Origin of the sequence: Amycolatopsis sp. lyj-84, from assembly GCF_046549075.1 — a bacterium.
Classification (GTDB): Bacteria; Actinomycetota; Actinomycetes; order Mycobacteriales; family Pseudonocardiaceae; genus Amycolatopsis.
This window is the reverse complement of sequence record NZ_JAJPWO010000012.1, coordinates 137,167-159,777: the sequence shown is the minus strand read 5'-3', so window position 1 is coordinate 159,777 and position 22,611 is coordinate 137,167. Positions and strand designations below refer to the sequence as shown.

Here is a 22,611-nt window from a genome sequence, read left to right as displayed (position 1 = left end):
CATCGCTCTCTAGTACCCCTCGGGGGTACCTTCGGGCCGTTGCGGTACCCCCCTGGGGTATGTACGGTGGGTCGCGGAGCCGGAGCGGCTTCACGATCGCGGGTGACACCCGCACTAAGGACTGCACGATGAACACAGCAGCGAAGCTCTCCGCCTACGGTGTGGTGCTCGCCCTGGTCGCCGGTGGCGGCTGGGCGGCAGGCACGGCTGTCGGTCCGTTCGCCGGCGCCGCCGGTGTGCCCGGTGGCGAGGACGCCGGACATTCGGACACCCACAGCGGCACTGTCGCGGAAGCGGCGCAGGTCAAGCAGGACCATGAGCCCGCCGGGCTCGCGTCGTCCAGGGGCGGCTACACCCTCACGCCCACCACCACGACGCTCCTTCCGGGCACGACCCGTCCCTTCACCTTCCGGATCCTCGGCGCCGACGGCGCGCCGGTGACCGCCTACGACGTCGAACACGAAAAGCGGATGCACCTCATCGTCGTCCGCCGCGACACCGCGGGTTTCCAGCACATCCACCCCGAACTCGGCGAGGACGGCACGTGGTCGGTGCCGCTGACCGTGGGCGAGGCGGGGGTCTACCGCGTCTTCGCCGACTTCAAGCCCAGCGGCGGAGAGGCGACGACCCTGGGCGCCGACGTCTTCGCCGCTGGCGACTTCCGGCCCGCCGAGTTCCGGCCCTCGCACGTCGCCGAGGTCGACGGTTACCAGGTCCGGCTCGACGGCGAACTCGCGCCGGGCACGTCGTCGAAAGTGACGCTCACCGTCACCAAGAACGGCAGCGCCGTCACCGATCTGCAGCCGTACCTCGGTGCTTACGGGCATCTGGTGGCACTGCGCGGTGGCGACCTCGCGTACCTGCACGTCCATCCGGACGGCGAACCCGGTGACGGCCGGACCGCGCCGGGCCCCGCGATCACGTTCTTCGCCGAGGTCCCGACGGACGGCGTTTACCGGCTGTTCCTGGACTTCCGGCACGAGGACAAGGTCCGCACCGCCGAATTCACCGTCACCACAGGGGAAGGGAGTCACCGATGAGCACGCGGACCGAGCCTTCCACCGCCGAAGTCGAACTCGCGATCACCGGGATGACCTGCGCTTCGTGCGCCATGCGCATCGAGCGGAAGCTGAACAAGCTCGACGGTGTCACCGCCACGGTCAATTACGCCACGGAGAAGGCGAAGGTCAGCTACCCGGAAGGCATCGAGCCGCGGCAGCTGATCGAGCAGGTCGAGGCGGCCGGGTATTCGGCAGCTTTGCCCACTCCGGAAAAGGAAGAGGCCACAGCCGAGGAAGCCGATCCGATCGCACCGTTGAGGCAGCGGCTGATCGGTTCCGCCGTGCTGTCGGTGCCGGTGATCCTGCTCGCGATGGTGCCCGCGTGGCAGTTCACCTACTGGCAGTGGATCTCGCTGACGCTGGCCGCGCCGGTGCTGGTGTGGGCGGCGTGGCCGTTCCACAAGGCGGCGTGGGCGAATCTGCGGCACGGTGCGGCCACAATGGACACCCTGATCTCCATGGGCACGCTCGCGGCGTTCCTGTGGTCGTTGTACGCCTTGCTGTTCGGCACCGCCGGAACGCCGGGGATGACGCACCCCTTCGAGTTCACCGTGCAGCGGATGGCCGGTGACGGCAACATCTATCTCGAGGTCGCGGCCGGTGTCACGACGTTCATCCTCGCCGGGCGCTATTTCGAAGCGCGGTCCAAGAGGCGTGCGGGCGCGGCCTTGCGCGCCCTGCTCGAACTCGGCGCGAAGGATGTCGCGGTACTCCGCGACGGCAGGGAAGTCCGTGTCCCGATCGGTGAACTCGCGGCGGGCCAGGAGTTCGTGGTGCGGCCCGGAGAGAAGATCGCGACCGACGGGGTGATCACCGAAGGCGCCTCGGCGGTCGACGCGAGCATGCTCACCGGCGAGAGCGTTCCGGTGGAGGTCGTCACCGGCGACACGGTGGCCGGGGCGACGGTCAATGCGGGCGGCAGGCTCGTCGTCCGCGCGACCCGGGTCGGCGCCGACACCCAGCTGGCGCAGATGGCGAAACTCGTCGAGGCGGCGCAGACCGGGAAAGCGCAGGTCCAACGGCTGGCCGACCGGGTTTCGGCGGTCTTCGTGCCGATCGTGATCGCGCTCGCCGTCGGCACGCTGATGTTCTGGCTCGGCACCGGCGGTTCGGTCGCGGCGGCGTTCACCGCGGCGGTCGCCGTGCTGATCATCGCCTGCCCGTGCGCGCTGGGCCTGGCGACGCCGACCGCGCTCCTGGTGGGCACCGGACGGGGCGCGCAGCTCGGCATCCTGATCAAGGGCCCGGAAGTGCTGGAATCGACCCGCGCGGTCGACACGGTCGTCCTCGACAAGACCGGAACCGTGACCACGGGGCAGATGTCGCTGGTGACGGTCCACGTCGCCGAAGGCGTCGACACGGAGAAGACGCTGCGGCTGGCCGGAGCGCTGGAAAACGCGTCGGAACATCCGATCGCGCAGGCCATCGCCCGCGCGGCGCGGGAACGCACCGGGGAACTCCCGGCCGTCGAGGAGTTCACCAGCCTGGAAGGCCTTGGTGTGCAAGGGATCGTCGACGGTTCGGCGGTACTGGTCGGCCGGAACGCGTTGCTGGAGCAGTGGAGTCACCATCTGACCGCCGAACTGGCGGAAGCCAAGGCCGCGGAAGAGAAACTCGGCCGCACCGCGGTCGTGGTCGGCTGGGACGGTGAGGCCAGGGCGGTCCTGGTCGTCGCGGACACCGTGAAGCCGTCGTCCGCCGAGGCGATCTCCCGGTTGCGCGAACTGGGGCTCACCCCGGTCCTGCTGACCGGGGACAACGAGGCCGTCGCCCACGCGGTGGCCGCCGAGGTCGGGATCGACACGGTGATCGCCGAGGTGCTGCCGAAGGACAAGGTCGACGTCGTCAAGCGGCTTCAGGACGAGGGCAAGGTCGTCGCCATGGTCGGTGACGGCGTCAACGACGCGGCCGCGCTGGCCCAGGCCGATCTCGGCCTGGCGATGGGCACCGGCACCGATGTCGCGATCGAGGCGGGGGACCTGACCCTGGTCCGCGGCGACCTGCGGTCGGCGGTGGACGCGATCCGGCTTTCGCGGCGGACCCTGCGCACCATCAAGGGCAACCTGTTCTGGGCGTTCGCCTACAACGTCGGCGCGCTTCCCCTGGCGGCGGCGGGCCTGCTCAACCCGATGATCGCCGGAGCCGCGATGGCCTTCAGCTCGGTCTTCGTGGTGTTCAACAGCCTGCGCTTGCGGGGCTTCCGGGGCATCGCGGCTTGATCGCCGTGGTTGATCGGCCGGCGTTCTGGGTAACCCGAACGTGCGACTTCAGCAGCGAGGTCGCGCGATGGGAAGGGTGGCTCCATGATCAGTATCGCGGAGCATCCGGTGCCGGGAACCTGGGTGCTCGACCTGCGGGCCACGACGCCACGGGCGTTGCCGGACATGCGCGCCTGGGTGGTCAGATGCCTTCCCGATCTCGGCGAGGGCCATCGTGACGACGTCCTGCTGGCGGCCACGGAACTGGTCGCCAACGCGTACGTGCACGGTGGTGGCGCACGCCACATCCAGTTGTGGCGGGGCGTCTCACCGTGCGCGGTCCGCATTGAGGTCGCGGACATCAGCGTCGAACAACCCCGGGCGCGCCGCTCGCAGATCGAGGATCCGCGCGGACGCGGGCTGCTCGTCGTGGACGGGGTGGCGGTGCAGTGGGGTGTCCGGCGTGAGCGGCTTCGCGGCGGGAAGCTCGTCTGGGCGCATATCCGCTGTGATGGAGAGTGCCCGGTCCACGCTCGGGCCCCGCGGGACCGTCGCCGTCTTTGAACGTTACATTTTCGCGCGGCCTTCGATGGCCGCGCGGGCGGCGTCGATCGACTTGCGGACGACGACTTCGGTGGAATATCCCTGTTTCTTGAAGACGCCGTCGAGGTAGAACGTGCCGTAGCCGTGTGCCTGGGTGAACAGCTGCTCCATCAGTTCGAGACCGGCCTGCGGCCGGTCGGCGACGGTGAGGCAGAGCATGACGAACTGGTCGGTCAGGCGGCGGGTCTGCTCGTGCAGCGCGGCGTGCTCCGGTCCCTGCAGACCGTCCGAGTAGATGATGTTCATCCCGGCGCGGCGCTCGATGAGGTACTCCGTGTACGCGCCGGCGGCCGCCGCGAGCGCGGCCACGGGGTCGCTCTCGGCCTCGATGGCTTCGTGCACCCTGTCGGCCAGCTGGCAGGCGACTTCGCCCGCGATCGCGGCCAGCAGGCTCTCCTTGCCGGGGAAATGCCGGTAGGGCGCGCCGGGGCTGACCTTCGCGCGTCTGGCGACTTCGGCGACGGAGAACGCGCCTAGTCCCTGCTCGGCGATCAGATCGAGCGAGACCCGCACGAGTTCGGCGCGAAGGTCGCCGTGGTGGTACTTGCCGCCCATGTCGTGGATCACACCGTTCCGGTCGCGGAATATGTAAGAGCCCTCTTACGCTAGTTGTAAGTGACCTCTTACATGGTCTCACTGTTTTCACGGAGGGTTTCATGACGACGACCACGCACGCCATTGCCGCGCCGTCCCCGGGTGCCGCGCTGTCACCGACGACGATCGAGCGTCGCGACCTGCGTCCGGACGACGTGCTGATCGACATCGCGTACGCGGGGATCTGCCACAGCGACATCCATCAGGTGAGGGAGGACTGGGGCAGCGCGATCTTCCCGATGGTGCCCGGCCACGAGATCGCCGGCGTCGTCGCCGCGGTCGGCGCCGGCGTGACGAAGTACCAGGTCGGGGACCGTGTCGGCGTCGGCTGCATGGTCGACTCCTGTGGCGAGTGCGAGTACTGCCTCGCGGGCACCGAGCAGTTCTGCGTCAAGGGCAACGTCCAGACCTACAACGGCGTCGGCTTCGACGGCGAGAACACCTACGGCGGATACAGCCGTCAGGTCGTCGTGAAGGACTCCTTCGTCTGCCGGATCCCGGAGGGGATCGGCCTCGACGTCGCCGCCCCGCTGCTGTGCGCGGGCATCACCACCTACTCTCCGCTGAACCGCTGGGGTGCCGGACCGGGCAAGAAGGTCGCCGTCGTCGGCCTCGGCGGGCTCGGCCACATGGCGGTCAAGATCGCCGTCGCCATGGGCGCCGACGTCACCGTGCTCAGCCAAAGCCTGAAGAAGCAGGAAGACGGCCTGAAGCTCGGCGCGAAGGACTACTTCGCGACCGGTGACGCGTCGACGTTCCAGACGTTGCGCGGCCGCTTCGACCTGATCCTCAACACCGTTTCGGCGACACTGCCGATCGACTCCTACCTCGGCATGCTGCGGGTCGGCGGGGCGATGGTGAACGTCGGCGCGCCCGGCGAACCGCTGTCCTACAACGCTTTCTCGCTGCTCGGCGGGAACAAGGTGCTCGCCGGTTCGATGATCGGCGGGATCGCCGAGACGCAGGAGATGCTCGACTTCTGCGCCGAGCACAAGATCGGCGCGGAGATCGAGACGATCTCGGCCGACCAGGTGAACGTGGCCTACGACCGGGTCGAGAACAGCGACGTCCGCTACCGGTTCGTCATCGACGCGGCGACCATCGGCGCGTAGCCGGTCCAGGGGTCGTGAGTGGCGATTCGGGTTCTAACCCGAATCGCCACTCACGACCGCCCCGGCCCACCGCTTCCGCCGCTCTGGTCGCCTCACATCAGCAGCAACGGCAGTGTGTTCATCGCGGTGTGCGCGGCGATCGGCGCCCACAGGTTGCGGTAGCGGGACCACAGGTAGCCGGTGAACAGGCCGAAGAACCCTTGGAAGGCAACGATCGCGCCCAAGGTCAGGGGGAGCCCTCCCTGACCGTGTGTCGGCAGGTGCAGCCAAGCGAACAGCAGCGATGCCAGCAGGATTCCCGGCCAGCGCCCGAAAAGCGCTTCCAGGCGGGTCTGCAGCATGCCGCGGAAGAAGACCTCTTCGAGCACGTTCGCGGTGAAGAAGGTCAGCGTCGCGCCCACCGCGAGGAACACCGGGTCGGGATAGTCCTCGGCGGTGGGGAGCGGCGGGGCGAGCGGGCCCAGGACGTACAACCAGCCGAACACGACCACGGCCGGGATCGGCGCGAGCCACTGCCAGGTCCGGCGGGGCCGCCACGTGAGCCGGAACGGATCCGGTTCTCCCGATGGCCGCAGGATCCGCAAGAGAAACAGTGGCAGCAACAGGAAAACGAGCGGTTTGGCGAGCGCCCAGATGTCGCGGACGAGCGCTTGATGTCCCGCCGTGGACACCAGGAACAACGCCAGTGGCCACAAGAAGGCGATGAGCGCCAGGGCCGTCGCCTGCTTGCTCAGCCCGCGCCGGTCGGTCACCTCGGGGAGCAGTCTGGGTGCGTGGAGCGGGACCCCGTGGACCAGCAGGATCCCGATCAGCGCGGGAATCAGGGCGCCCGCGAGGGAGAGCCCCTTGTCCGAATCCGCGGACGGCTTGATCGTGTCGTGCCCGGTCGCCAGCAGCAGTGCGGGGGCGGCGGCGAACACCGCGACCCCGCCGACGAGGACTCCCCAGGCGACACCCGAACGGGTGCCGGTTTTTTCCATCACCGGAAAAGGATCATCGAAGCGGGGCGTGCCCGCGTCATCCTTTCGGACGACTTCGGTCGGCTCAGCTTTCCCCTTCTGTGCTGCCCTTTTGGCCCTTGTCCTGGTTTCCCGATCTCGCCAAGCTGCTCTTGTCCCGAACAGACAGGGGAGTGGTCGTGGTGAAGTCCTGGAAAGCGCTGGGGATCGTCGGGGCGAGCGCGCTGTGCGCCGCCGGGATCGCGGTGGGAACGGCCCCGCCCGCCGACGCCGCGGCCAAGGCGAGCTACACGTGGCTGGACCTGGTCACCGGACGGGGTTACAGCGGTACCACCGGCCGGCTGTCCGGGAACGAAGCCGAAGTGCCTCCGCGGAGCCCGTCGCTGGACTGCCGGGATCCGTATCTTTCCGGATCGGGTTACGCGCTTTCCTGCTGGGGAGACGACTTCCACGTCTTCGTCGACTGTTCCGACGGCGACCGGTACGCCTACGGCCGGGGCGCGGGGGAGTACCGGATCATCTTCACCTGTCCCAGTGGCGCCACCGCGCTGCGCGGCGGCGCCTACGGCAACTGAGGAATCAGCCGACCGCGATGACCTTTTCCAGGCTGCGCAGGCACAACGTGAGCGCTTCGTGCTTCGGGGTCTTCTCCCGGACCATCTCCCACGCCGTGTAGAGCAGGCTCCACAACAGCTGCAGCAACCACTCCTTCGTCATCGCCGGGTCGACCGTGCCCTCGCGGTGCCCGCGTTCGATGAGCCCGAGCAGCACGCGGTCGTCGTCGCTCTCCTCCTGCCATTCGGGCCGGGTCATCAGATCCGGCATGGTGAACAGCAGCTGGAAGACGTCGGCGTGTTCGAAGTACTCCTGACACAGCCTCGCCAGTGCCGCCGGGACCGGGCCTTCGTCGAGCCGGGCCCGTTCGGTGCCCTGGGAGATCTTGTCGAGGGCGTCGTGGCTGATGGCGTCGATCAGGTCCGAGCGCTCCGCGAAGTACCGGTGCACCGTGGTGCGCCCGACGTTCGCCGCCGCCGCGATGTCGGCCAGCGTCGCGCTCGGCTGTTTCGTCAGCTTCTCGATGGCCGCGTCCAGGATCGCGCGCCGGGTCCTCGCCCGGACACCCGTCTCGGTGACCACACCCTCACTCATGGCCGGTACCGTACCTCGCTCCCCGATCCGGAACTCGCTTGACGATTTTAGAACACGCGTGTTCCATTGGGAACCATGGATACTCCACGATTGAAGGTGCTGTGGTCGTTCGCGCGGCCACACAAGGGGGCACTCGCGATCGGCCTCGTGCTCGCCCTGCTCGGCTCCGCGACCGGCCTGGCCACGCCCATGGTCACGAAGTGGGTGCTCGACTCGCTCGGCTCGTCGGCTTCGCTGGCCGGACCCGTGCTGGCACTGCTCGGCCTGATGCTGGTGGGCTCGGTGATCTGGCTGACGCAGTGGATCCTGCTCGGCACGGTCGGCGAGCGGGTGGTGCTGAAGGCGCGGGATTCGATGGTGCGGCGGTTCTTCCGCGCCACGATCCCGGCGATCACCAAGCGGCCGACAGGGGAACTGGTCACCCGCGTCACCTCGGACACGGTGCTGCTGCGCGAGGCGGCCTCGTCCAGCGTGATCGGCCTGATCAACGGGGTCGTGATGCTCGTCGGCACCCTGGTGCTGATGAGCGTGCTCGACCCGGTGCTGCTGGGCACGACGGTGGCGGCCGTGGTCGTGGTGATCGCGCTGTTCGCGTGGCTCATGCCCGCCATCGCGAAGGAACAGGAGAAGGTGCAGGACCGGGTGGGCAGGCTCGGCGGCGTGCTGGAGGGCGCGCTGCGGGCGATCCGCACGGTGAAGGCCAGCCGCGCCGAAGCCCGGCAGTCCGAACGGATCCTGGTCGACGCGGAGGCCGCCGCGGTGCACGGCGTCCGCGCGGTGCGGCGGCAGGCCGTCGCCTGGGTGGTGGCGTGGTCGGGAATCCAGGGCGCGATCCTGGTGATCCTCGGCCTCGGTGCCTGGCGCGTCGGCGCGGGTCTGCTCGAGGTGTCGAGCCTCATCGCGTTCCTGCTGTACGCGTTCGCGTTGATGGAACCGATCACCGAACTGAGCCAGAACATGACCGCGTTGCAGTCGGGGATCGCCGCGGCCGGGCGGATCCGGGAGATGGACGCGATGGAGATCGAAGAGGACAAGGTGTCCTCGCGGCCGGAAACCGGGCGCGAGCAGGACGGCCCGGTTCTGGAACTGCGCGGGGTGACCGCGGGCTACGGCGGCCGACCGGCGCTGCGGGACGTCTCGCTGAAGATCCCGAGGCGCGGGCACACCGCGATCGTCGGGCCGTCCGGCGCGGGCAAGACCACGATGCTGTCGCTGATCATGCGGTTCGTTCAGCCGCAGTCGGGTTCACTGCTGCTGGACGGGCGTGAGTACGCGGACCTGCCGTACGCGGACGTGCGGACACGGCTGGCCTACGTCGAGCAGGAGACGCCGATCGTGCCGGGGACGATCCGCGAGAACCTGCTCTTCACCCATCCCGACGCGACCGAGGAAGAGGTGCTGCGGGCACTCGGTGAAGTCCGCCTGAGCGACAAGATCGCCGCCCTCGAAGAAGGGCTGGACACGCCGCTGTCGTCGACGTCGGTGTCCGGCGGGGAACGCCAGCGGATCGCGCTGGCCAGGGCGATCCTGCGCACGCCGGACGTCGTGCTGCTGGACGAGGCGACCGCGCAGGTCGACGGCCGGACCGAAAGCGCCATCCACGACTGCATCCGGCGGCGGGCCGCCGAGGGCGCCGTGGTGACCGTGGCGCACCGGCTGTCCACGGTGATCGACGCGGACACCATCGTGGTGATGGAGGAAGGCCGCGTGCGGGCGAGCGGCAGCCACGAACGGCTGCTCGCCACCGACACGCTGTACCGCGAACTGGTGGAGGCGCTGCGGATCGCGGGGGAGGGTGCCCCGGTCCCCGGCTGATCCGCTCAGGCGGAGACGGCGCGGACCCCCGGCGGCATCTCGCGGTTGACCTCGTCGAGCCGGGTGGCGACGGTCCGGCAGGGTTCGCAGCCGGCGAGATGCGCGGTGATCAGGTTCGCGCGGCGGCCCGGCACCCCGCCGCGGAGCCAGGCGCCCATCCGGCGCCGCGCCTCCTGGCAGCACGGCGTTCCCGTTTCGGGGACCTGTGCCTGCAGGAAGGCTTGGCGCAACCCTTCACGGGCGCGCAGGGCCAGGACGGAGGCGCCGTTGGGGGACACCCCCAGCAGCGGGGCCACCACCTTCGGCGAGTCGCCTTCGGCCTCGGTCCGCCACAGCACGGTCCGCCAGCGGCCGGGGAGCGCGCAGTAGGCGGTCCACGCCAGGTGAGCGTTCGAGCGGAGGATGAAGAGCTCCTCGGCGCCCACGGCTCCGGCGGCCACTTCGATCGCCGGAGCCGTGCCGTACAGCTCGACCCGCTTGCGGTGGTGGCTCCACTTGGCCACCAGGTTCCGCATGGTGACGGCGAGATAAGGGCGGAGGTTGTCCCGGGGGCCGCCTCCGGCGCGGATGACGCCCAGGACGCGCACGAAGGCCTCGGCCACGAGGTCGTCCCGTTCCGCGGGCTCGGTGACCCAGCCCGCGGCGAGACGGCGGAGCGGTTCGGCGTGCCGCCGGAACAACGCTTCGCCGGCGGCGATGTCACCGGCGCGGAAGGCGTCGAGCAGCTCAGCGTCCGCTGCGTCCGGTTCGACGTCGTCCCTCATCCGGGTCACCGTAACCCGCCGAACGGCGGATCGCGATGACCACGGTGTCATCGGCGTGCAGGACGATGTCGAGCATCTCGGTGGCGAGGACGTCCGGGATCTCCGAAGTCGGCCGCCCGGCGTTCCGTCGCGCGGCCGCGAGCAACCGGATTTCGCCTTCGTGGAAGTCTTTGCGGCTTTCGACGAGCCCGTCGGTGTAGATGACGAGCAGGTCGCCGTCGGCGAGGGTGCGGTGGACGAGGCTGCGGCTGCCGGGATCGGGGAAACCGATACCCCGGCCCGAAGTCTCCGCCGCGAGCAGCTCGGTGCCTTCGTCGGTGACCAGCACCGGACGGGGGTGGCTGCCGTTGGCGAAGGTGACTTCGCCGGTCGCCGGATCCAGCCGGGCCAGCAGTACGGTCGCCATCAGATCGGGTTCGATCGTCGCCAGGGTGCGCGCGGTCCGGCCGATCAGATCGCGGAACGGATGGCCTTCCAGCGCCAGCGTGCGGATGGCGTGGGTGACCGTCAGCGCGTGCCGGGTCGAGGTGACGCCGTGCCCGACCGCGTCGACGAGGGTGATGTGCACGCAGCCGTCGGGCAGCACGAACCAGTCGTAGAGGTCCCCGCCGGTCGGGGAATCCTGCTGGCTCGGCGCGTAGTGCACGGCCAGTTCGAAGGGGCCGGCGGGCGGTGGCGGCGGGCGCAGCGCGTCTTCGAGCTCGCGGAAGATCACCGCGTGCGCCTTGCGGAGCTGCTCGTCCCGTTCTTCCAGTTCGACGTACATCGCGAGGACGCCGCTGTTCGTCTCGGCCAGTTCGTGTTTGAGTTCGCGCTGGTCCTTGGCGACCGCGTCGGCGCGGGCGACCAGCGCCAGCATCTCGTCCCTGGTGGCCACTTCGTCGTCGTCCGCCGCCGGAACGGGCTCGGCGCCCGCATCGAGATGCCAGGTCAGCCTCGTCCCCTCGCCCGCTGCGGGAAGCAGGGGGAGCGTGGTGCGCTGACGACGCCCGACGGGCCGGGACGATTCCAGCGTGACGGACAGCCGCCCGTCGGCCATGGTGGTCGAAAGCTCCGGCGCGGGACCGTTTTCGGCGAGCAGGGACACCGCGAGCACCAGCCGGGCGCGTTGTTCGGCCGGGACCCCGGCGGCCGCGCACACCTCGCGCACGCGACGGCGTAACCGGACGACGGAAGTGTCGGTCACGGAAGCCCCTTTCCCGGCCCGAAGGCGATCAACGCGGCGTCGTCGCGAAGGTCGCGGTGACGGTGGGCGAGATCCGCGGCGAAGAGCGTGGTGGCCGGGAGCGGGCCGAGCGCCGCCGGACCGCGCCAAGCGGCGCCGATCCCGTCGGTGTGCAGGACCAGGAGTTCGTGGCCGGTCAACGGAAGTGCCCGCACCCGGATGGACGGCAGGGTGAAGCCGACGACGCCGGGGATGCTCAGCAACGGCTGCGTGTGTCCCGGCGTCAGCACGAGACCGCCGATGTTGCCGACGCCGCAGAACTCGAGCCCGCTCTCGGAGAGCCGGGCGAGCGCGACCGCCGCGCCACGGGTCTGCCGCAGCGTCCGGTGCATGGCGTTCAGGTGCTCGGGCAGCGGCCGGTCGGGATCGCGGCGGAACACGGCGATCGCGGCTTCCGCGGCGTCACTCGCTTCGGGGCCGTGGCCGAGTCCGTCGACGACGACCGCCGTGCGGACGCCGGGCATCGCCGAGACGGCCAGCGCGTCACCGCACCGCTCTTCGCCTTCGCGGGGGAGCCGGAAGTGCGCGAAATCGGCGATTTCGTGTCCCGGCGCGAGGATCCTGGCGGCCGCGACGGTGCCGACCCCCGCCGCGGAGCGGATGCGGAACTCGGTCGCGAGCCTGCCGACGGCGCCGAGTCCGGTGCCCAGTGTTTCCGTGGTGCTGTTGCCGTCGACGCGCCAGTGGTCCAGATCGGCCATCCCCGGGCCGGTGTCCACGGCGTGGATGTCCACCCCCGGCCCGGCCAACGAACGCTGGACGAAGACGGCGCCGCCGCCGGCGTGCTTGTCGAGATTGCTCGCCAGTTCCGAGGCGACGACGGCGGCGCGTTCGGCGAGAACCTCGGGAAGCCCCGCCTCGGCCGCGACTTCGCGAGCGGCTCGCGTCGCCGCGTAGACCGCGCTGATGTGGTCGATGTGGATCAGCCGGGTGAGCGACGCGTCGGCGACGGTCATGGCTTCCAGCGGACGACGGTGACCGTGGTGCCCTCGCCCGGCACGGTGTCGATGGTGAACTCGTCGACCAGCCGCCGGGTGCCGCCGAGGCCGTGCCCGAGACCGGCGCCGGTGCTGAAACCGTCGGTCATGGCCAGCTCGACGTCTCCGATACCGGGACCTTCGTCGCGGACGGAGAGGGCGAGCCCCACCCGCCCCCGGCGGTCCCGGACGACGGCGATGGTCATCGTGCCGCCACCGCCGTGGATGTAGGCGTTGCGCACGAGTTCGCTGGCGGCGGTCACGATCTTCGTCTGGTCGACGATCGAGAAGCCCGCCGCGACCGCGTCGGCCCGCACCGCGTGCCGGGCGGTGAGCAGATCCTCTTCCGCACGCACGGCGTGTTCGCGCGCTTCGGGGGCCGTGAGCTCGTCAGGAAGCACGAGGCGCCTCTTCGGCGGCCTCGACGGGACGGCGCCACCCCAGCATTTCCATGGCCTGTTCCGCGTTGAGCGCGGTCTGGACGCCGGTGAGCTGCAATCCCAGTTCGGACAACGTGATCGCGACGGCGGGGCGCATCCCGGCGACGATCATCCTGGCGCCGAGGAGCCGCCCGGTGGCGGCCAGTTCCATCAGCACCCTGGCGACGAACGAGTCGATGATCTCCAACCGGGAGATGTCGAGGATGACCCCGCGGATCCCTTCCTCGGAGATCCGCGTGGTGAGTTCGCCGGTGAACCGGAGCGCGGTCGTGTCGTCCAGATCGCTGAGCAGCCCGCTGATCAGGATGTCCCCGAGCCGCAGGATCGGCAGTCCCGCCTGGGCGTTCACCCGGTCACCACGCCCGGCCGGGCGTGGTCGTCGATCAGCCGCATCGCGGAGGCCAGCGCGTCGGCGAGCGAACCGCGGGTTTCGATGTGCGAGAGGTCGATGCCGAGCTGGGTGACGGTCTGCGCGATCGACGGCCGGACACCGCTGATCAGGCATTCCGAGCCCATGAGCCGGACGGCGCTGACGGTCTGCAGGAGGTGGTGCGCCACCGCTGTGTCCACTGTGGACACGCCGGTGATGTCGATGATCGCCACCCTGGCCTCGTGGGCCTGGATCGCCTCCAGGAGGCTGCTCATCACCACCTGTGTGCGGGCGCTGTCGAGGGTGCCGATCAGGGGGACCGCCAAGACCTGGCGCCACAGCCGCACCACCGGGGTGGACAGTTCCAGCATCTGCTGGTGCTGGCGGCGGATGATCTCTTCCCTGCCTTCGACGTACACCGAGAAGGTGAGCAGGCCCGCGGCGTCGAGGAAGCGGTTCACCTGCAGGGCGGCCTGGTAGCGGACCTCGGGATCCTCGGTGCGGCGTTCGAGGGCGGCGAGCGTGGTGCGCTTGAGCGCGAGGATCGCCATGGCGGTGGAGGTCGGCGCGGCACCGGCGCGGGCACGGCGTTCGGACAGCCCCCGCAGCGCGGCACGGACGGCTTCGTCGCGGTCGACGATCCGTTCCAGGCGTAGTTCGGTACCGAGGGCCTCGCGAAGCGCTTCGAGGAGTTCTTTGGCCTCGCGCCGGAGTTCCTGCTCGCCGGTCCACGCGGGCGAATCGGTCAGCTGCCGTCGGACCCAGTCCTCGACCAGGCCTTCCTGGTCGGCGTCGAAGATCCGCGACAGCAGGTCCCGGACGGCGGAGTCGTCGGTCCCCTGCACCACACCTCCACGGTGTTCGTGTCGTGCGAGCACGACTGTTGTCATATGACAACAGTGACCCTACTCCAGTGGCGGCGTGGCCACCCTCTGGGCGTCAGAACCCCGCCGCGGCCTCGCGGAACTCGCGCAGCCCGGCGGCGAGCGCGGTCCTGGCCTCCGGAGTGAGCTTTCCCAGCACCGACTCCAGGCTTTCGCGGCGGCGTGCCCGCAGGTCACGCAGGTACGCGCGGCCTCGGTCGCTGAGCCGCAAGGTGACCTCGCGACGGCTGTGCGTGCCGGGCAGCCTGTCGACGAAGCCGACGGCTTCCAGCCGGTCGCACAGGCGGCTCACCAGCGGCGGGGTCGAACCCAGCAGCTCGGCGAGGGCGCGCAGGTTCAGCCCGTCGTGGTGGTCGAGAGCCACGACAGCGCGTACCTGGGACGTCGACAGCGGACGCGGTGACGCCTCACGAGCGCGTTCGAACATGATCTCGAGCAGCTCGGCCGTCTCGGCCACCGCCGCCGCCACCGTTTCGGTGCCGGGCGGCTCGGAGGACCGATTCACGACACCCACTCTCGCATCCTTATGCTGAACTTGTCAGCTCAGCACATCGCGGCACGCCCACCGGCCGGTCCGCCAACGCGGTGCGGACGGCTTCGCCGGTGTCCGAGTGAGACGCCGGTTCCCGGTGTGCGGAGGCGACGACGTGGACAGATCCTTGGCGGTCGAGCGGATTCTGAGAGGCGTCCAGCCGCACCAGTTGCTCGACGGCCTGCGTTCGGCGCTCAGGGAGCATTTCGGCGCCGTGGCCGTCGACCTGCTGATGGCCGACTACAGTCTCGCGGAACTGCGGCGGGTGACCGTGCTGCCCTACACCACCGACCCGGTCTCGGTGGTGGGTACGACGGCGGGCGAAGCCTTCACCACGCAGGGCGCGACGTTCGAGACCGTCGAGGACGGCATTCGCGCCCACCTCCCGGTCTCCGTCCGCGGCGATCGGCTCGGCGTGCTCGCCGTCACCCTCCCCGAAGACCAGGAACCGCCTGTCTGGGCCGAACTCGGCCGGTTCGCCGAGGCACTGGCCCACGAGGTCTTCGTCGCCGATCGCGACACCGACCTCTACGTACAGGCACGCCGGTCGTCCCGGCTCACGCTCGCCGCCGAAATGCAGTGGCAGCTGCTCCCCGGCCGCGCGTGCGCCCGCCCCGAGTTCGCCCTCGGCGGGCAGCTCGAGCCCGCGTACGCCATCTACGGCGATTGCTTCGACTGGTCGGCCTCCGCGAGCAAGCTGTCGGTCACGCTGGTCAACGGCATGGGGGACGGTGCGAGCGCGGCGCTGCTGACCAATCTCGCGATCAACGCGCTCCGCAACGCGCGGCGGGCCGGGATCCCGCTCGACGCCCAGGCCGAACTCGCGGACCAGGCCCTCTACGCCCAGCACCGGGGCCAGGAGCACGTCGCGACCCTCCTGCTGGAGTTCGACCTCGCGACCGGCGCGATCGACGCCGTCGACGCCGGATCGCCCCGCCTGTGGCGGTTCCGCGACGGCAAGGCCGACCGGGTCACCTTCGACGAGCAACTGCCGCTCGGCACCTTCGAGGACACCGCGTACACCGTGGAGCGCCTGCAAGCGCTGCCCGGTGATCGCTTCGTGTTCGTCAGCGACGGCGTCTACGGCGTGGAGGGCCCGCACGGCGAGCTCTACGGAGACCGTGAACTGGCCGAAGCCATCGTCGCGACCGCGGACCTGCCCGCGGCCCATGTGCCGAGGGCGGTGCTCGCCGAGCTGGGCGAGCACCGGGGCGACGGTCCCGCCGCCGACGACGCCATGGTCGTCTGTCTCGACTGGTTCGGGCCGAACCCCGCCGCCGACCTCGCGGTGACCGCCGGATCCTGAGGCCGCTCGGCCGTCCGGCGTCGTGCACGTGTTCAGGATGTGGGAGCGGGAATGAAAGGCCGCCCGCCGATGTCGCAGCCGTCATGGTCACCCCTTTCGATGATCCGGCCTGGGCCTCCCTGACCGGCCCGCACGCCCACTTCGCCGAACGCCTCGGTCAGGTCCTGCGCTACCAGGTCGATGTCGCCCCCTTCTTCGCGCTGCCACCCGAACCGGACGACGGCGTGTGGGCCGACGTCGCCGCGTTGGCGGGCCCTGGCGAGGCGGTCACCGTCCACAGCACACTGCCCGTCCCGGCAGATTGGGAAGTCCTCGGCAGGATCGCCGGGGTCCGGCTGGTCGACGTCGCGCTCGAAGTCGCCGAGGATCCCGAAGCCGTCCGGCTGGGACCGGAGGACGTCCCGGAGATGCTCGACCTCGTCGAGCGGACCAAACCGGGACCGTTCCGGCAGCGGACCATCGAGTTGGGGACATACCTGGGAATCCGGCGCGGCGGCGCGCTGATCGCGATGGCGGGGGAGCGGCTGCACCCGCCCGGCTGGACCGAGATCAGCGCCGTTTGCACCGACGCCGCGTATCGCGGTCAAGGGCTGGCGACCCGGCTCATCCGCGCGGTGGCGGCGGGAATCCGCGCTCGCGGCGAGCGGCCGATGATGCACGCCGCGGCGACCAACACGTCCGCCATCCGCCTGTACCAGTCGATCGGTTTCGAGCTGGCACCGCGACCGGACTTCGTGTCCGTCCGTGTCCCCGAAAACACCGAAGGAGGACTTCATGACAGCGTTGCCCGTGATCGATCTCTCGCGGTTCCGGGTTCCCGGTGATCGCGAGGCGTTCCTGGCCGATCTGCGCCGGGCGGCTCGCGAGGTCGGGTTCTTCTACGTCGTAGGGCATGGCGTGCCGCCGGAACTGTCCGAAGGGATCTTCTCGGTGGCGCGCCACTTCTTCGCGTTGCCCGAGGCGGACAAGCTCGCCATCGAGAACGTCGAGTCCCCGCAGTTCCGGGGATACACCAGGACCGGGAACGAGTACACCGGCGGTTCCCGCGACTGGCGGGAGCAGATCGACGTCGGCCCGGAGCGCGAAAGCGCCGAGCCGGCGCCCGGCGATCCGGCGTGGGCACGGCTGATCGGCCCGAACCAGTGGCCCGAGGCGGTGCCGGAGCTACGGGAGGTCACCTTGGCGTGGCAGGCGGAGGCGTTGCGGGTGAGCCGCGAGGTGCTTCGCGCGCTCGCGGCGAGCCTGGGGCAGGACGAGGGCTACTTCGACGCGTGGTTCGACGACGAAGCCGCCACGCACCTGAAGATCGTCCACTATCCGCCGAGGCCCGCCGCGGATGAACAGCAGGGAGTCGGCTCGCACAAGGACTACGGCTATCTCGCGCTGCTGCAGCAGGACGAAATCGGCGGCCTCCAAGTGCAGGGAGACGACGGGGGCTGGATCGACGCCGTGCCGGTGCCGGGCAGTTTCGTGGTCAACATCGGCGAGATGCTGGAGATCGCGACCCAGGGCTACCTGCGGGCGACCCGGCACCGGGTGCTCAGCCCACCTGCCGGCGTGGATCGCTACTCGGTGCCGTTCTTCCTCGCGCCGCGTCTCGACGCCGTCGTCGAACCGCTGGAACTGCCCGAAGATTTGGCCGCCGCCGCTCGCGGGATCAGCCAGGACGCGGACAACCCGTTGCTCGCCTCGTACGGCGAAAACGCCCTGATCGGATGGTTGCGTTCGCATCCGAAGGTGGCGAAGCGCTGGTACCCCTCCTTGTGAAGACACGCTAACGAGCGAATTCAGAAACTCGCGATGGACTGAACAGCGCCGCCGGGCCAGACTTCGCGCAATGAAGGCATTGGTCAAAGCCGACCGGGCACCAGGGCTCGAACTCACCGACGTTCCGGACCCCGCGGTCGGCCCCGGCGACGTCGCCGTCCGCGTGCTGCGCGCCGGGATCTGCGGTACCGATCTGCACATCGACTCCTGGGACGACTGGGCGGCGCGCACCATCGCCGCGCCGCTGGTCATCGGGCACGAGTTCGTCGGCGAGGTGGTCGAGATCGGCCGGTCGGTGACGACGGTCAAGGTGGGCGACCTGGTCAGCGGCGAGGGGCACCTCGTCTGCGGGAGCTGCCGCAACTGCAAGGCGGGCAGGCGGCACCTGTGCGCCAGGACCAAGGGCCTCGGCGTGCACACCGACGGCGCGTTCGCGCAGTACGCGGTGCTGCCCGAGATGAACGCCTGGGTGCACCGCACCAAGGTCGACCTGGACATCGCCGCGATCTTCGATCCGCTGGGCAACGCCGTGCACACCGCGCTGTCCTTCCCCGTCATCGGGGAGGACGTGCTGGTCACCGGCGCCGGCCCGATCGGCATCATGGCCGCCGCCATCGCGCGGCACGCGGGCGCGCGCAACGTCGTCGTCACCGACGTCAGCGAGCACCGGCTGGAACTGGCCCGCAAGGTCGGCGTCGACCTCGCGCTGGACGTCTCCTCCTCGACCATCGCCGACGCGCAGGAACGGCTCGGCATGGCCGAAGGCTTCGACGTCGGCATGGAGATGAGCGGTCGGCCCGAGGCGCTGCGCGACATGATCGCGAACATGTCCCACGGCGGCCGCGTCGCCCTGCTCGGCCTCCCCGCCTCCGACGTGTCGGTGGACATCGCCGCCGTCGTGCTGAAGATGATCCAGATCAAGGGGATCTACGGCCGCGAGATGTTCGAAACGTGGTACTCGATGTCCGTGCTGCTGCAAGCGGGACTGGACATCTCGCCGGTGATCACCCACCGGTTCGGCTACACCGAATACGAAAAGGCGTTCGCCACGGCCAGGGAAGGCCGTTGCGGCAAGGTCATTCTGGATTGGACGGAGAACTGATGTACGGCGCGATGCGCGACGACCTCAAGGCCGGGCTCGCCGAAATCCGGGAAGCCGGGCTGTACAAGGGTGAGCGGGTGATCCGGGGACCGCAGCGGGCTTCGGTCAGCGTCACCGAAGGCGAGGTGCTGAACTTCTGCGCCAACAACTACCTCGGCCTCGCCGACCACCCGGCCCTGGTCAAGGCCGCGCAAGAGGCGCTGGACCGCTGGGGCTTCGGCATGGCGTCGGTGCGGTTCATCTGCGGGACGCAGCAGCCGCACAAGGAACTCGAGGCGAAGCTCTCGGAGTTCCTGAGCACCGAGGACACGATCCTCTACAGCTCCTGTTTCGACGCCAACGCCGGGCTGTTCGAGACGCTGCTGACCGACCAGGACGTCATCATCTCCGACGAGCTGAACCACGCGTCGATCATCGACGGCGTCCGGCTGTGCAAGGCGAAGCGGATGCGGTACCGCAACCGCGACGTCGCGGACCTGGAGGCACGGCTCAAGGAGGCGTCCGGCGCGCGCTACCGGATGATCGCCACCGACGGCGTGTTCTCCATGGACGGTTACCTCGCGCCGCTCGACGAGATCTGCGCGCTGGCCGAGCGCTACGACGCCCTGGTGATGGTGGACGACTCGCACGCCGTCGGCTTCACCGGCCCGACCGGTCGCGGGACGCCGGAACTGTTCGGCGTGCAGGACAAGGTCGACGTGCTGACCGGCACCCTCGGCAAGGCGCTCGGCGGGGCGAGCGGCGGCTACACCTCGGGCCGGGCGGAGATCGTCGAGATGCTGCGGCAGCGTTCCCGGCCGTACCTGTTCTCCAACTCGCTCGCGCCGTCGATCACCGCCGCGGCGCTCGCCACGCTGGAACTGCTGGACGAGTCGAGTGAACTGCTGGGCAAGCTGCGCGCCAACACCGAGCTGTTCCGGCGCCGGATGACCGAGGCGGGTTTCGACCTGCTCCCCGGTGAGCACCCCATCATCCCGGTGATGATCGGCGACGCCGCCAAGGCGGGCAAGATGGCGGATCTGCTGCTCGACCAGGGCATTTACGTGGTCGGCTTCTCGTACCCGGTGGTTCCGCACGGCAAGGCCCGGATCCGGACCCAGATGTCGGCGGCGCATTCGGCCGACGACATCGACCGTGCGGTGGACGCGTTCGTGACAGCAAGGTCCATGATGGACGAATGATCGATCCGCGACGGCTGCGGGTACTGCGCGCCCTCGCCGACCACGGCACCGTGACGGCGGCGGGTCAGGCGCTGCACCTGACGCCGTCCGCCGTCTCCCAGCAGCTGGCCGCCCTCGAAGCCGAGTGCGGCCAGCAGCTGTTGAGACGGCGGGGCAGGCGGGTTTCACTGACCCCCGCGGGTGAATTGATGGTGGTGCACGCGAACGCCGTCGCCGCCGAACTGGAACGGGCGCGGGCCACCCTGGCCGCGCTCGACACCGGTGTCCAGGGGATGGTGCGGCTGGCGAGTTTCGCCTCGGCGATCACGATGGTCGTCGCACCGGCGATCGCCGCGCTGCGCGCCGGTTCCCCCGGGGTTTCGATGCAGGTGCAGGACGTCGAGGGGCACGCGAGCATCCCGCTGCTGCTCGACGGCGAGGTCGACCTGGCGATCACCGAGGAGTACCGGCTCTCGCCACGGACGGATGAGAGCAGGCTCACCCGGTTCCCGTTGTACGCGGAGCCGTTCGACGCCGTGCTGCCCACGGCGCACCGGCTGGCGGATGCGTCCGAAGTGGACATCGACGAACTCGCCGACGACGACTGGATCGCGCCGAAACCCGGGAATCCCTGCCGCGACGTGCTGATGATCGTCTGCGCCAACCCGGCGATCCGGCACGTCTCCGACGACTTCCACGCGATCACCACCCTGGTCGCCGCCGGTGAGGGCGTGGCCTTGGTGCCGCGCAACGCTTTCACCGCCGTCCCCGGCGCTGTCGCCGTCCCGTTGCGCGGCGAGCCGCCGCTGCGCCGGGTGTTCGCCGCGGTCCGGCGGGGGAGCGCGGATCATCCTCTGCTCAAGACCGTTCTCGCGGCACTGCTGGACGCGGCCCCCCGGCATGCGAATGCGGACCCGGGGACTCGCCCTTAGGATCGGGGCACCTGCCGTCGAAAGAAAGACAGGGCGCGGATGCTCCAGATCGATGGCCTCACCTGGATCGTCACGATCGGGTTGATTCTCGGGCTGCTGGCACTGGATCTCGTCCTGGCGGCCGTGCGGCCGCACAAGGTCGGTTTCGGCGAAGCGGTGGCCTGGTCGGTTGGCTACATCCTGGTCGCGGTGGCGTTCGGCGTCTGGCTGACGCTGGCGCACGGCGGCGACTTCGGGCAGCAGTACTTCGCGGGTTACATCGTCGAGAAGAGCCTGTCGGTCGACAACCTCTTCGTCTTCGTGATCATCATGAGCACCTTCGCGGTTCCCGAGGAACATCAGCACAAGGTGCTCACGTTCGGCATCGTGGTCGCGCTGATCATGCGCGCGATCTTCATCGCGCTCGGTGCCACACTGCTTTCGTTGTTCTCCTTCATGTTCCTGCTGTTCGGATTGCTGCTGATCTACACCGGGATCCAGCTGTTCCGGCACCGCGACGAGGATCCGGACATCGAGAACAACGTGGTGGTGCGGACCGCGCGCCGCCTGCTGCCGCTGTCCAAGGAGTACGACGGCGGCAAGCTGTTCACCCGGCTCGAAGGGAAGCGGGTGGGCACGCCGCTGGTGGTGGTGCTGCTCGCGATCGGCGGGATCGACCTGCTGTTCGCGCTGGACTCGATCCCGGCCGTCTTCGGCGTCACCGACGAGCCGTACTTGGTCTTCGCCGCCAATGCCTTCGCCCTGCTGGGCCTTCGCGCGCTGTACTTCCTCGTGAAGGGCCTGCTCGATCGCCTGGTGTACCTGTCGGCCGGGCTCGCGGTGATCCTCGGGTTCATCGGGGTCAAGCTGATCCTGCACTGGGCCCACGTCGACATCAACGACAGTGTTCCGGAGATCTCGACGCCGGTCAGCCTCGCGGTGATCATCGGCATTCTCGTCGTGGTGACCGTGGCGAGCCTGCTCAAGACCCGCAAAGATCCTTCCGCCAAGGCGCATCCGGGCTCGCTGCGCGCCTCACGTCCCCCTTCCGAAGACGACTAGCGCCAGCCGTGGGCGAGGAGGTCGAAGATCTCCTCGACACCCTTCCGGGGATCCGGCGTTCCCCGCGTGAGCGCCGGGATGTCCAGCACGAACCGCGCGAGCGCGCGGCAGGCGGTATCGCCGGGGTCCGCGCCGGTGTCTTCGGCGATGGCGGCGCCGAGGGCCGCGGCGTGCCGGGTCCACATGCGCTCGCCGTACTCCTGCAGCGCGGGGGTGCTGTTCACCAGTTCGGTGAACTCGGCGTACTGGGGATGCTCCGTGAGCGGGAGCCAGGTGGCGAGCACGTACTCGCGCAGCGCCTCGACGATGCTCTGACCCGCCGCGCGCTCCCGTACGGCCGCGATCAAGCGCTCTTCCCGGCCCTGGGACTCGTCGAAGACCAGTGCTTCCTTGCCGGGGAAGTGCTTGAACAGCGTCGTGGTCGACACGTCGGCCGCCTCGGCGATGTCGCGGATGCTCACCTGGTCGTAGCCCCGCTCCAAGAAGAGGCCCAGCGCGGCGTCCGCGAGTGCCTGACGGGTCGCGGCCTTCTTGCGTTCACGCCGTCCCGGTGTCTCCATGAGCGCAGTCTAGCGCATGAGTTGTCACGGTCACTAAGTTGACTCGTTGCACTTTTTAAC

Annotated in this window: 24 protein-coding genes; 13 read left to right on the top strand and 11 right to left on the bottom strand. The window is 69.6% G+C overall.

The annotated features are described in order from the left end of the window. Window positions 1–128: 128 nt before the first annotated feature. From ACLJRM_RS31860 to ACLJRM_RS31850, 3 genes are all read left to right on the top strand, one after another. Window positions 129–1,040, top strand: coding sequence for a hypothetical protein (locus ACLJRM_RS31860; RefSeq protein WP_410665158.1), 912 nt, complete (start codon window positions 129–131; stop codon window positions 1,038–1,040). After that, window positions 1,037–3,280 carry a heavy metal translocating P-type ATPase gene (locus ACLJRM_RS31855; RefSeq protein ID WP_410665157.1) on the top strand — a complete coding sequence of 748 codons (2,244 nt, stop codon included), beginning with the start codon at window positions 1,037–1,039 and terminating at the stop codon, window positions 3,278–3,280. The genes ACLJRM_RS31860 and ACLJRM_RS31855 overlap by 4 nt, the downstream gene beginning before the upstream one ends. 84 nt (window positions 3,281–3,364) lie before the next feature. Next, a complete protein-coding gene (locus tag ACLJRM_RS31850) occupies window positions 3,365–3,823 on the top strand; it encodes an ATP-binding protein (protein WP_410605234.1) in 459 nt (152 codons plus the stop codon). 3 nt (window positions 3,824–3,826) lie between these two features. Here the strand turns inward: ACLJRM_RS31850 and ACLJRM_RS31845 are convergent, their stop codons facing one another. Further along, window positions 3,827–4,429, bottom strand: a complete 603-nt coding sequence (locus tag ACLJRM_RS31845; protein ID WP_410605233.1) for a TetR/AcrR family transcriptional regulator — start codon at window positions 4,427–4,429, stop codon at window positions 3,827–3,829. Between the two features lie 89 nt (window positions 4,430–4,518). Between ACLJRM_RS31845 and ACLJRM_RS31840 the strand changes: the two genes are divergently transcribed. After that, window positions 4,519–5,568: an NAD(P)-dependent alcohol dehydrogenase gene (locus ACLJRM_RS31840; protein ID WP_410665156.1), complete on the top strand. Its 1,050-nt coding sequence runs from the start codon at window positions 4,519–4,521 to the stop codon at window positions 5,566–5,568. A 92-nt stretch (window positions 5,569–5,660) separates the two neighbouring features. Here the strand turns inward: ACLJRM_RS31840 and ACLJRM_RS31835 are convergent, their stop codons facing one another. Then, a complete protein-coding gene (locus ACLJRM_RS31835) occupies window positions 5,661–6,548 on the bottom strand; it encodes a CPBP family intramembrane glutamic endopeptidase (protein ID WP_410605319.1) in 888 nt (295 codons plus the stop codon). Window positions 6,549–6,706: 158 nt separating this feature from the next. Here ACLJRM_RS31835 and ACLJRM_RS31830 point away from each other — a divergent pair, with 158 nt between their 5' ends. After that, window positions 6,707–7,102: a hypothetical protein gene (locus tag ACLJRM_RS31830; RefSeq protein WP_410665155.1), complete on the top strand. Its 396-nt coding sequence runs from the start codon at window positions 6,707–6,709 to the stop codon at window positions 7,100–7,102. Between the two features lie 4 nt (window positions 7,103–7,106). Here the strand turns inward: ACLJRM_RS31830 and ACLJRM_RS31825 are convergent, their stop codons facing one another. Continuing rightward, window positions 7,107–7,676, bottom strand: a complete 570-nt coding sequence (locus tag ACLJRM_RS31825; RefSeq protein ID WP_101608650.1) for a TetR/AcrR family transcriptional regulator — start codon at window positions 7,674–7,676, stop codon at window positions 7,107–7,109. 75 nt (window positions 7,677–7,751) lie between these two features. Between ACLJRM_RS31825 and ACLJRM_RS31820 the strand changes: the two genes are divergently transcribed. Next, window positions 7,752–9,491 (top strand): ABC transporter ATP-binding protein, encoded by a 1,740-nt coding sequence (locus tag ACLJRM_RS31820; RefSeq protein WP_233224199.1) that lies wholly within the window; start codon window positions 7,752–7,754, stop codon window positions 9,489–9,491. Window positions 9,492–9,496: 5 nt separating this feature from the next. Here the strand turns inward: ACLJRM_RS31820 and ACLJRM_RS31815 are convergent, their stop codons facing one another. The 7 genes from ACLJRM_RS31815 to ACLJRM_RS31785 all read right to left on the bottom strand — a co-directional run bounded on the left by ACLJRM_RS31815 (window position 9,497) and on the right by ACLJRM_RS31785 (window position 14,665). Then, window positions 9,497–10,255, bottom strand: coding sequence for a zf-HC2 domain-containing protein (locus ACLJRM_RS31815; protein WP_410665154.1), 759 nt, complete (start codon window positions 10,253–10,255; stop codon window positions 9,497–9,499). Then, window positions 10,218–11,441, bottom strand: a complete 1,224-nt coding sequence (locus ACLJRM_RS31810) for a PP2C family protein-serine/threonine phosphatase (protein WP_101608647.1) — start codon at window positions 11,439–11,441, stop codon at window positions 10,218–10,220. The genes ACLJRM_RS31815 and ACLJRM_RS31810 overlap by 38 nt, the downstream gene beginning before the upstream one ends. Continuing rightward, window positions 11,438–12,436, bottom strand: a complete 999-nt coding sequence (locus ACLJRM_RS31805) for an ATP-binding protein (RefSeq protein ID WP_410665153.1) — start codon at window positions 12,434–12,436, stop codon at window positions 11,438–11,440. The genes ACLJRM_RS31810 and ACLJRM_RS31805 overlap by 4 nt, the downstream gene beginning before the upstream one ends. Then, window positions 12,433–12,858, bottom strand: a complete 426-nt coding sequence (locus tag ACLJRM_RS31800) for an ATP-binding protein (protein WP_101608645.1) — start codon at window positions 12,856–12,858, stop codon at window positions 12,433–12,435. The genes ACLJRM_RS31805 and ACLJRM_RS31800 overlap by 4 nt, the downstream gene beginning before the upstream one ends. Continuing rightward, the gene (locus ACLJRM_RS31795; RefSeq protein ID WP_410665152.1) at window positions 12,848–13,246 is read right to left on the bottom strand and encodes an STAS domain-containing protein; all 399 of its coding nucleotides are present in this window, start codon (window positions 13,244–13,246) and stop codon (window positions 12,848–12,850) included. The genes ACLJRM_RS31800 and ACLJRM_RS31795 overlap by 11 nt, the downstream gene beginning before the upstream one ends. Then, window positions 13,243–14,112 (bottom strand): STAS domain-containing protein, encoded by an 870-nt coding sequence (locus tag ACLJRM_RS31790; RefSeq protein WP_101613276.1) that lies wholly within the window; start codon window positions 14,110–14,112, stop codon window positions 13,243–13,245. The genes ACLJRM_RS31795 and ACLJRM_RS31790 overlap by 4 nt, the downstream gene beginning before the upstream one ends. A gap of 94 nt (window positions 14,113–14,206) precedes the next feature. Then, window positions 14,207–14,665 (bottom strand): MarR family winged helix-turn-helix transcriptional regulator, encoded by a 459-nt coding sequence (locus ACLJRM_RS31785; protein ID WP_101608643.1) that lies wholly within the window; start codon window positions 14,663–14,665, stop codon window positions 14,207–14,209. Between the two features lie 133 nt (window positions 14,666–14,798). Here ACLJRM_RS31785 and ACLJRM_RS31780 point away from each other — a divergent pair, with 133 nt between their 5' ends. The 7 genes from ACLJRM_RS31780 to ACLJRM_RS31750 all read left to right on the top strand — a co-directional run bounded on the left by ACLJRM_RS31780 (window position 14,799) and on the right by ACLJRM_RS31750 (window position 21,991). Continuing rightward, the gene (locus tag ACLJRM_RS31780) at window positions 14,799–15,989 is read left to right on the top strand and encodes a PP2C family protein-serine/threonine phosphatase (protein ID WP_101608642.1); all 1,191 of its coding nucleotides are present in this window, start codon (window positions 14,799–14,801) and stop codon (window positions 15,987–15,989) included. 83 nt (window positions 15,990–16,072) lie between these two features. Then, window positions 16,073–16,813, top strand: a complete 741-nt coding sequence (locus ACLJRM_RS31775) for a GNAT family N-acetyltransferase (RefSeq protein ID WP_101608641.1) — start codon at window positions 16,073–16,075, stop codon at window positions 16,811–16,813. Further along, window positions 16,764–17,756: an isopenicillin N synthase family dioxygenase gene (locus ACLJRM_RS31770; RefSeq protein WP_101608640.1), complete on the top strand. Its 993-nt coding sequence runs from the start codon at window positions 16,764–16,766 to the stop codon at window positions 17,754–17,756. The genes ACLJRM_RS31775 and ACLJRM_RS31770 overlap by 50 nt, the downstream gene beginning before the upstream one ends. A gap of 70 nt (window positions 17,757–17,826) precedes the next feature. Beyond that, complete coding sequence (tdh, locus tag ACLJRM_RS31765) at window positions 17,827–18,858, top strand: L-threonine 3-dehydrogenase (protein WP_101608639.1); 1,032 nt, start codon at window positions 17,827–17,829, stop codon at window positions 18,856–18,858. Next, window positions 18,858–20,039: a glycine C-acetyltransferase gene (locus ACLJRM_RS31760; protein ID WP_410665214.1), complete on the top strand. Its 1,182-nt coding sequence runs from the start codon at window positions 18,858–18,860 to the stop codon at window positions 20,037–20,039. The genes tdh and ACLJRM_RS31760 overlap by 1 nt, the downstream gene beginning before the upstream one ends. Continuing rightward, window positions 20,036–20,950 carry a LysR family transcriptional regulator gene (locus tag ACLJRM_RS31755; protein WP_410665151.1) on the top strand — a complete coding sequence of 305 codons (915 nt, stop codon included), beginning with the start codon at window positions 20,036–20,038 and terminating at the stop codon, window positions 20,948–20,950. Before ACLJRM_RS31760 ends, ACLJRM_RS31755 begins: the two co-directional genes overlap by 4 nt. Before the next feature lie 39 nt (window positions 20,951–20,989). Next, window positions 20,990–21,991 carry a TerC/Alx family metal homeostasis membrane protein gene (locus ACLJRM_RS31750; RefSeq protein ID WP_410605222.1) on the top strand — a complete coding sequence of 334 codons (1,002 nt, stop codon included), beginning with the start codon at window positions 20,990–20,992 and terminating at the stop codon, window positions 21,989–21,991. Here the strand turns inward: ACLJRM_RS31750 and ACLJRM_RS31745 are convergent. Next, window positions 21,988–22,551: a TetR/AcrR family transcriptional regulator gene (locus ACLJRM_RS31745; RefSeq protein WP_410665150.1), complete on the bottom strand. Its 564-nt coding sequence runs from the start codon at window positions 22,549–22,551 to the stop codon at window positions 21,988–21,990. The two genes, ACLJRM_RS31750 and ACLJRM_RS31745, sit on opposite strands and share 4 nt — an antisense overlap. Between the last annotated feature and the right edge of the window lie 60 nt (window positions 22,552–22,611).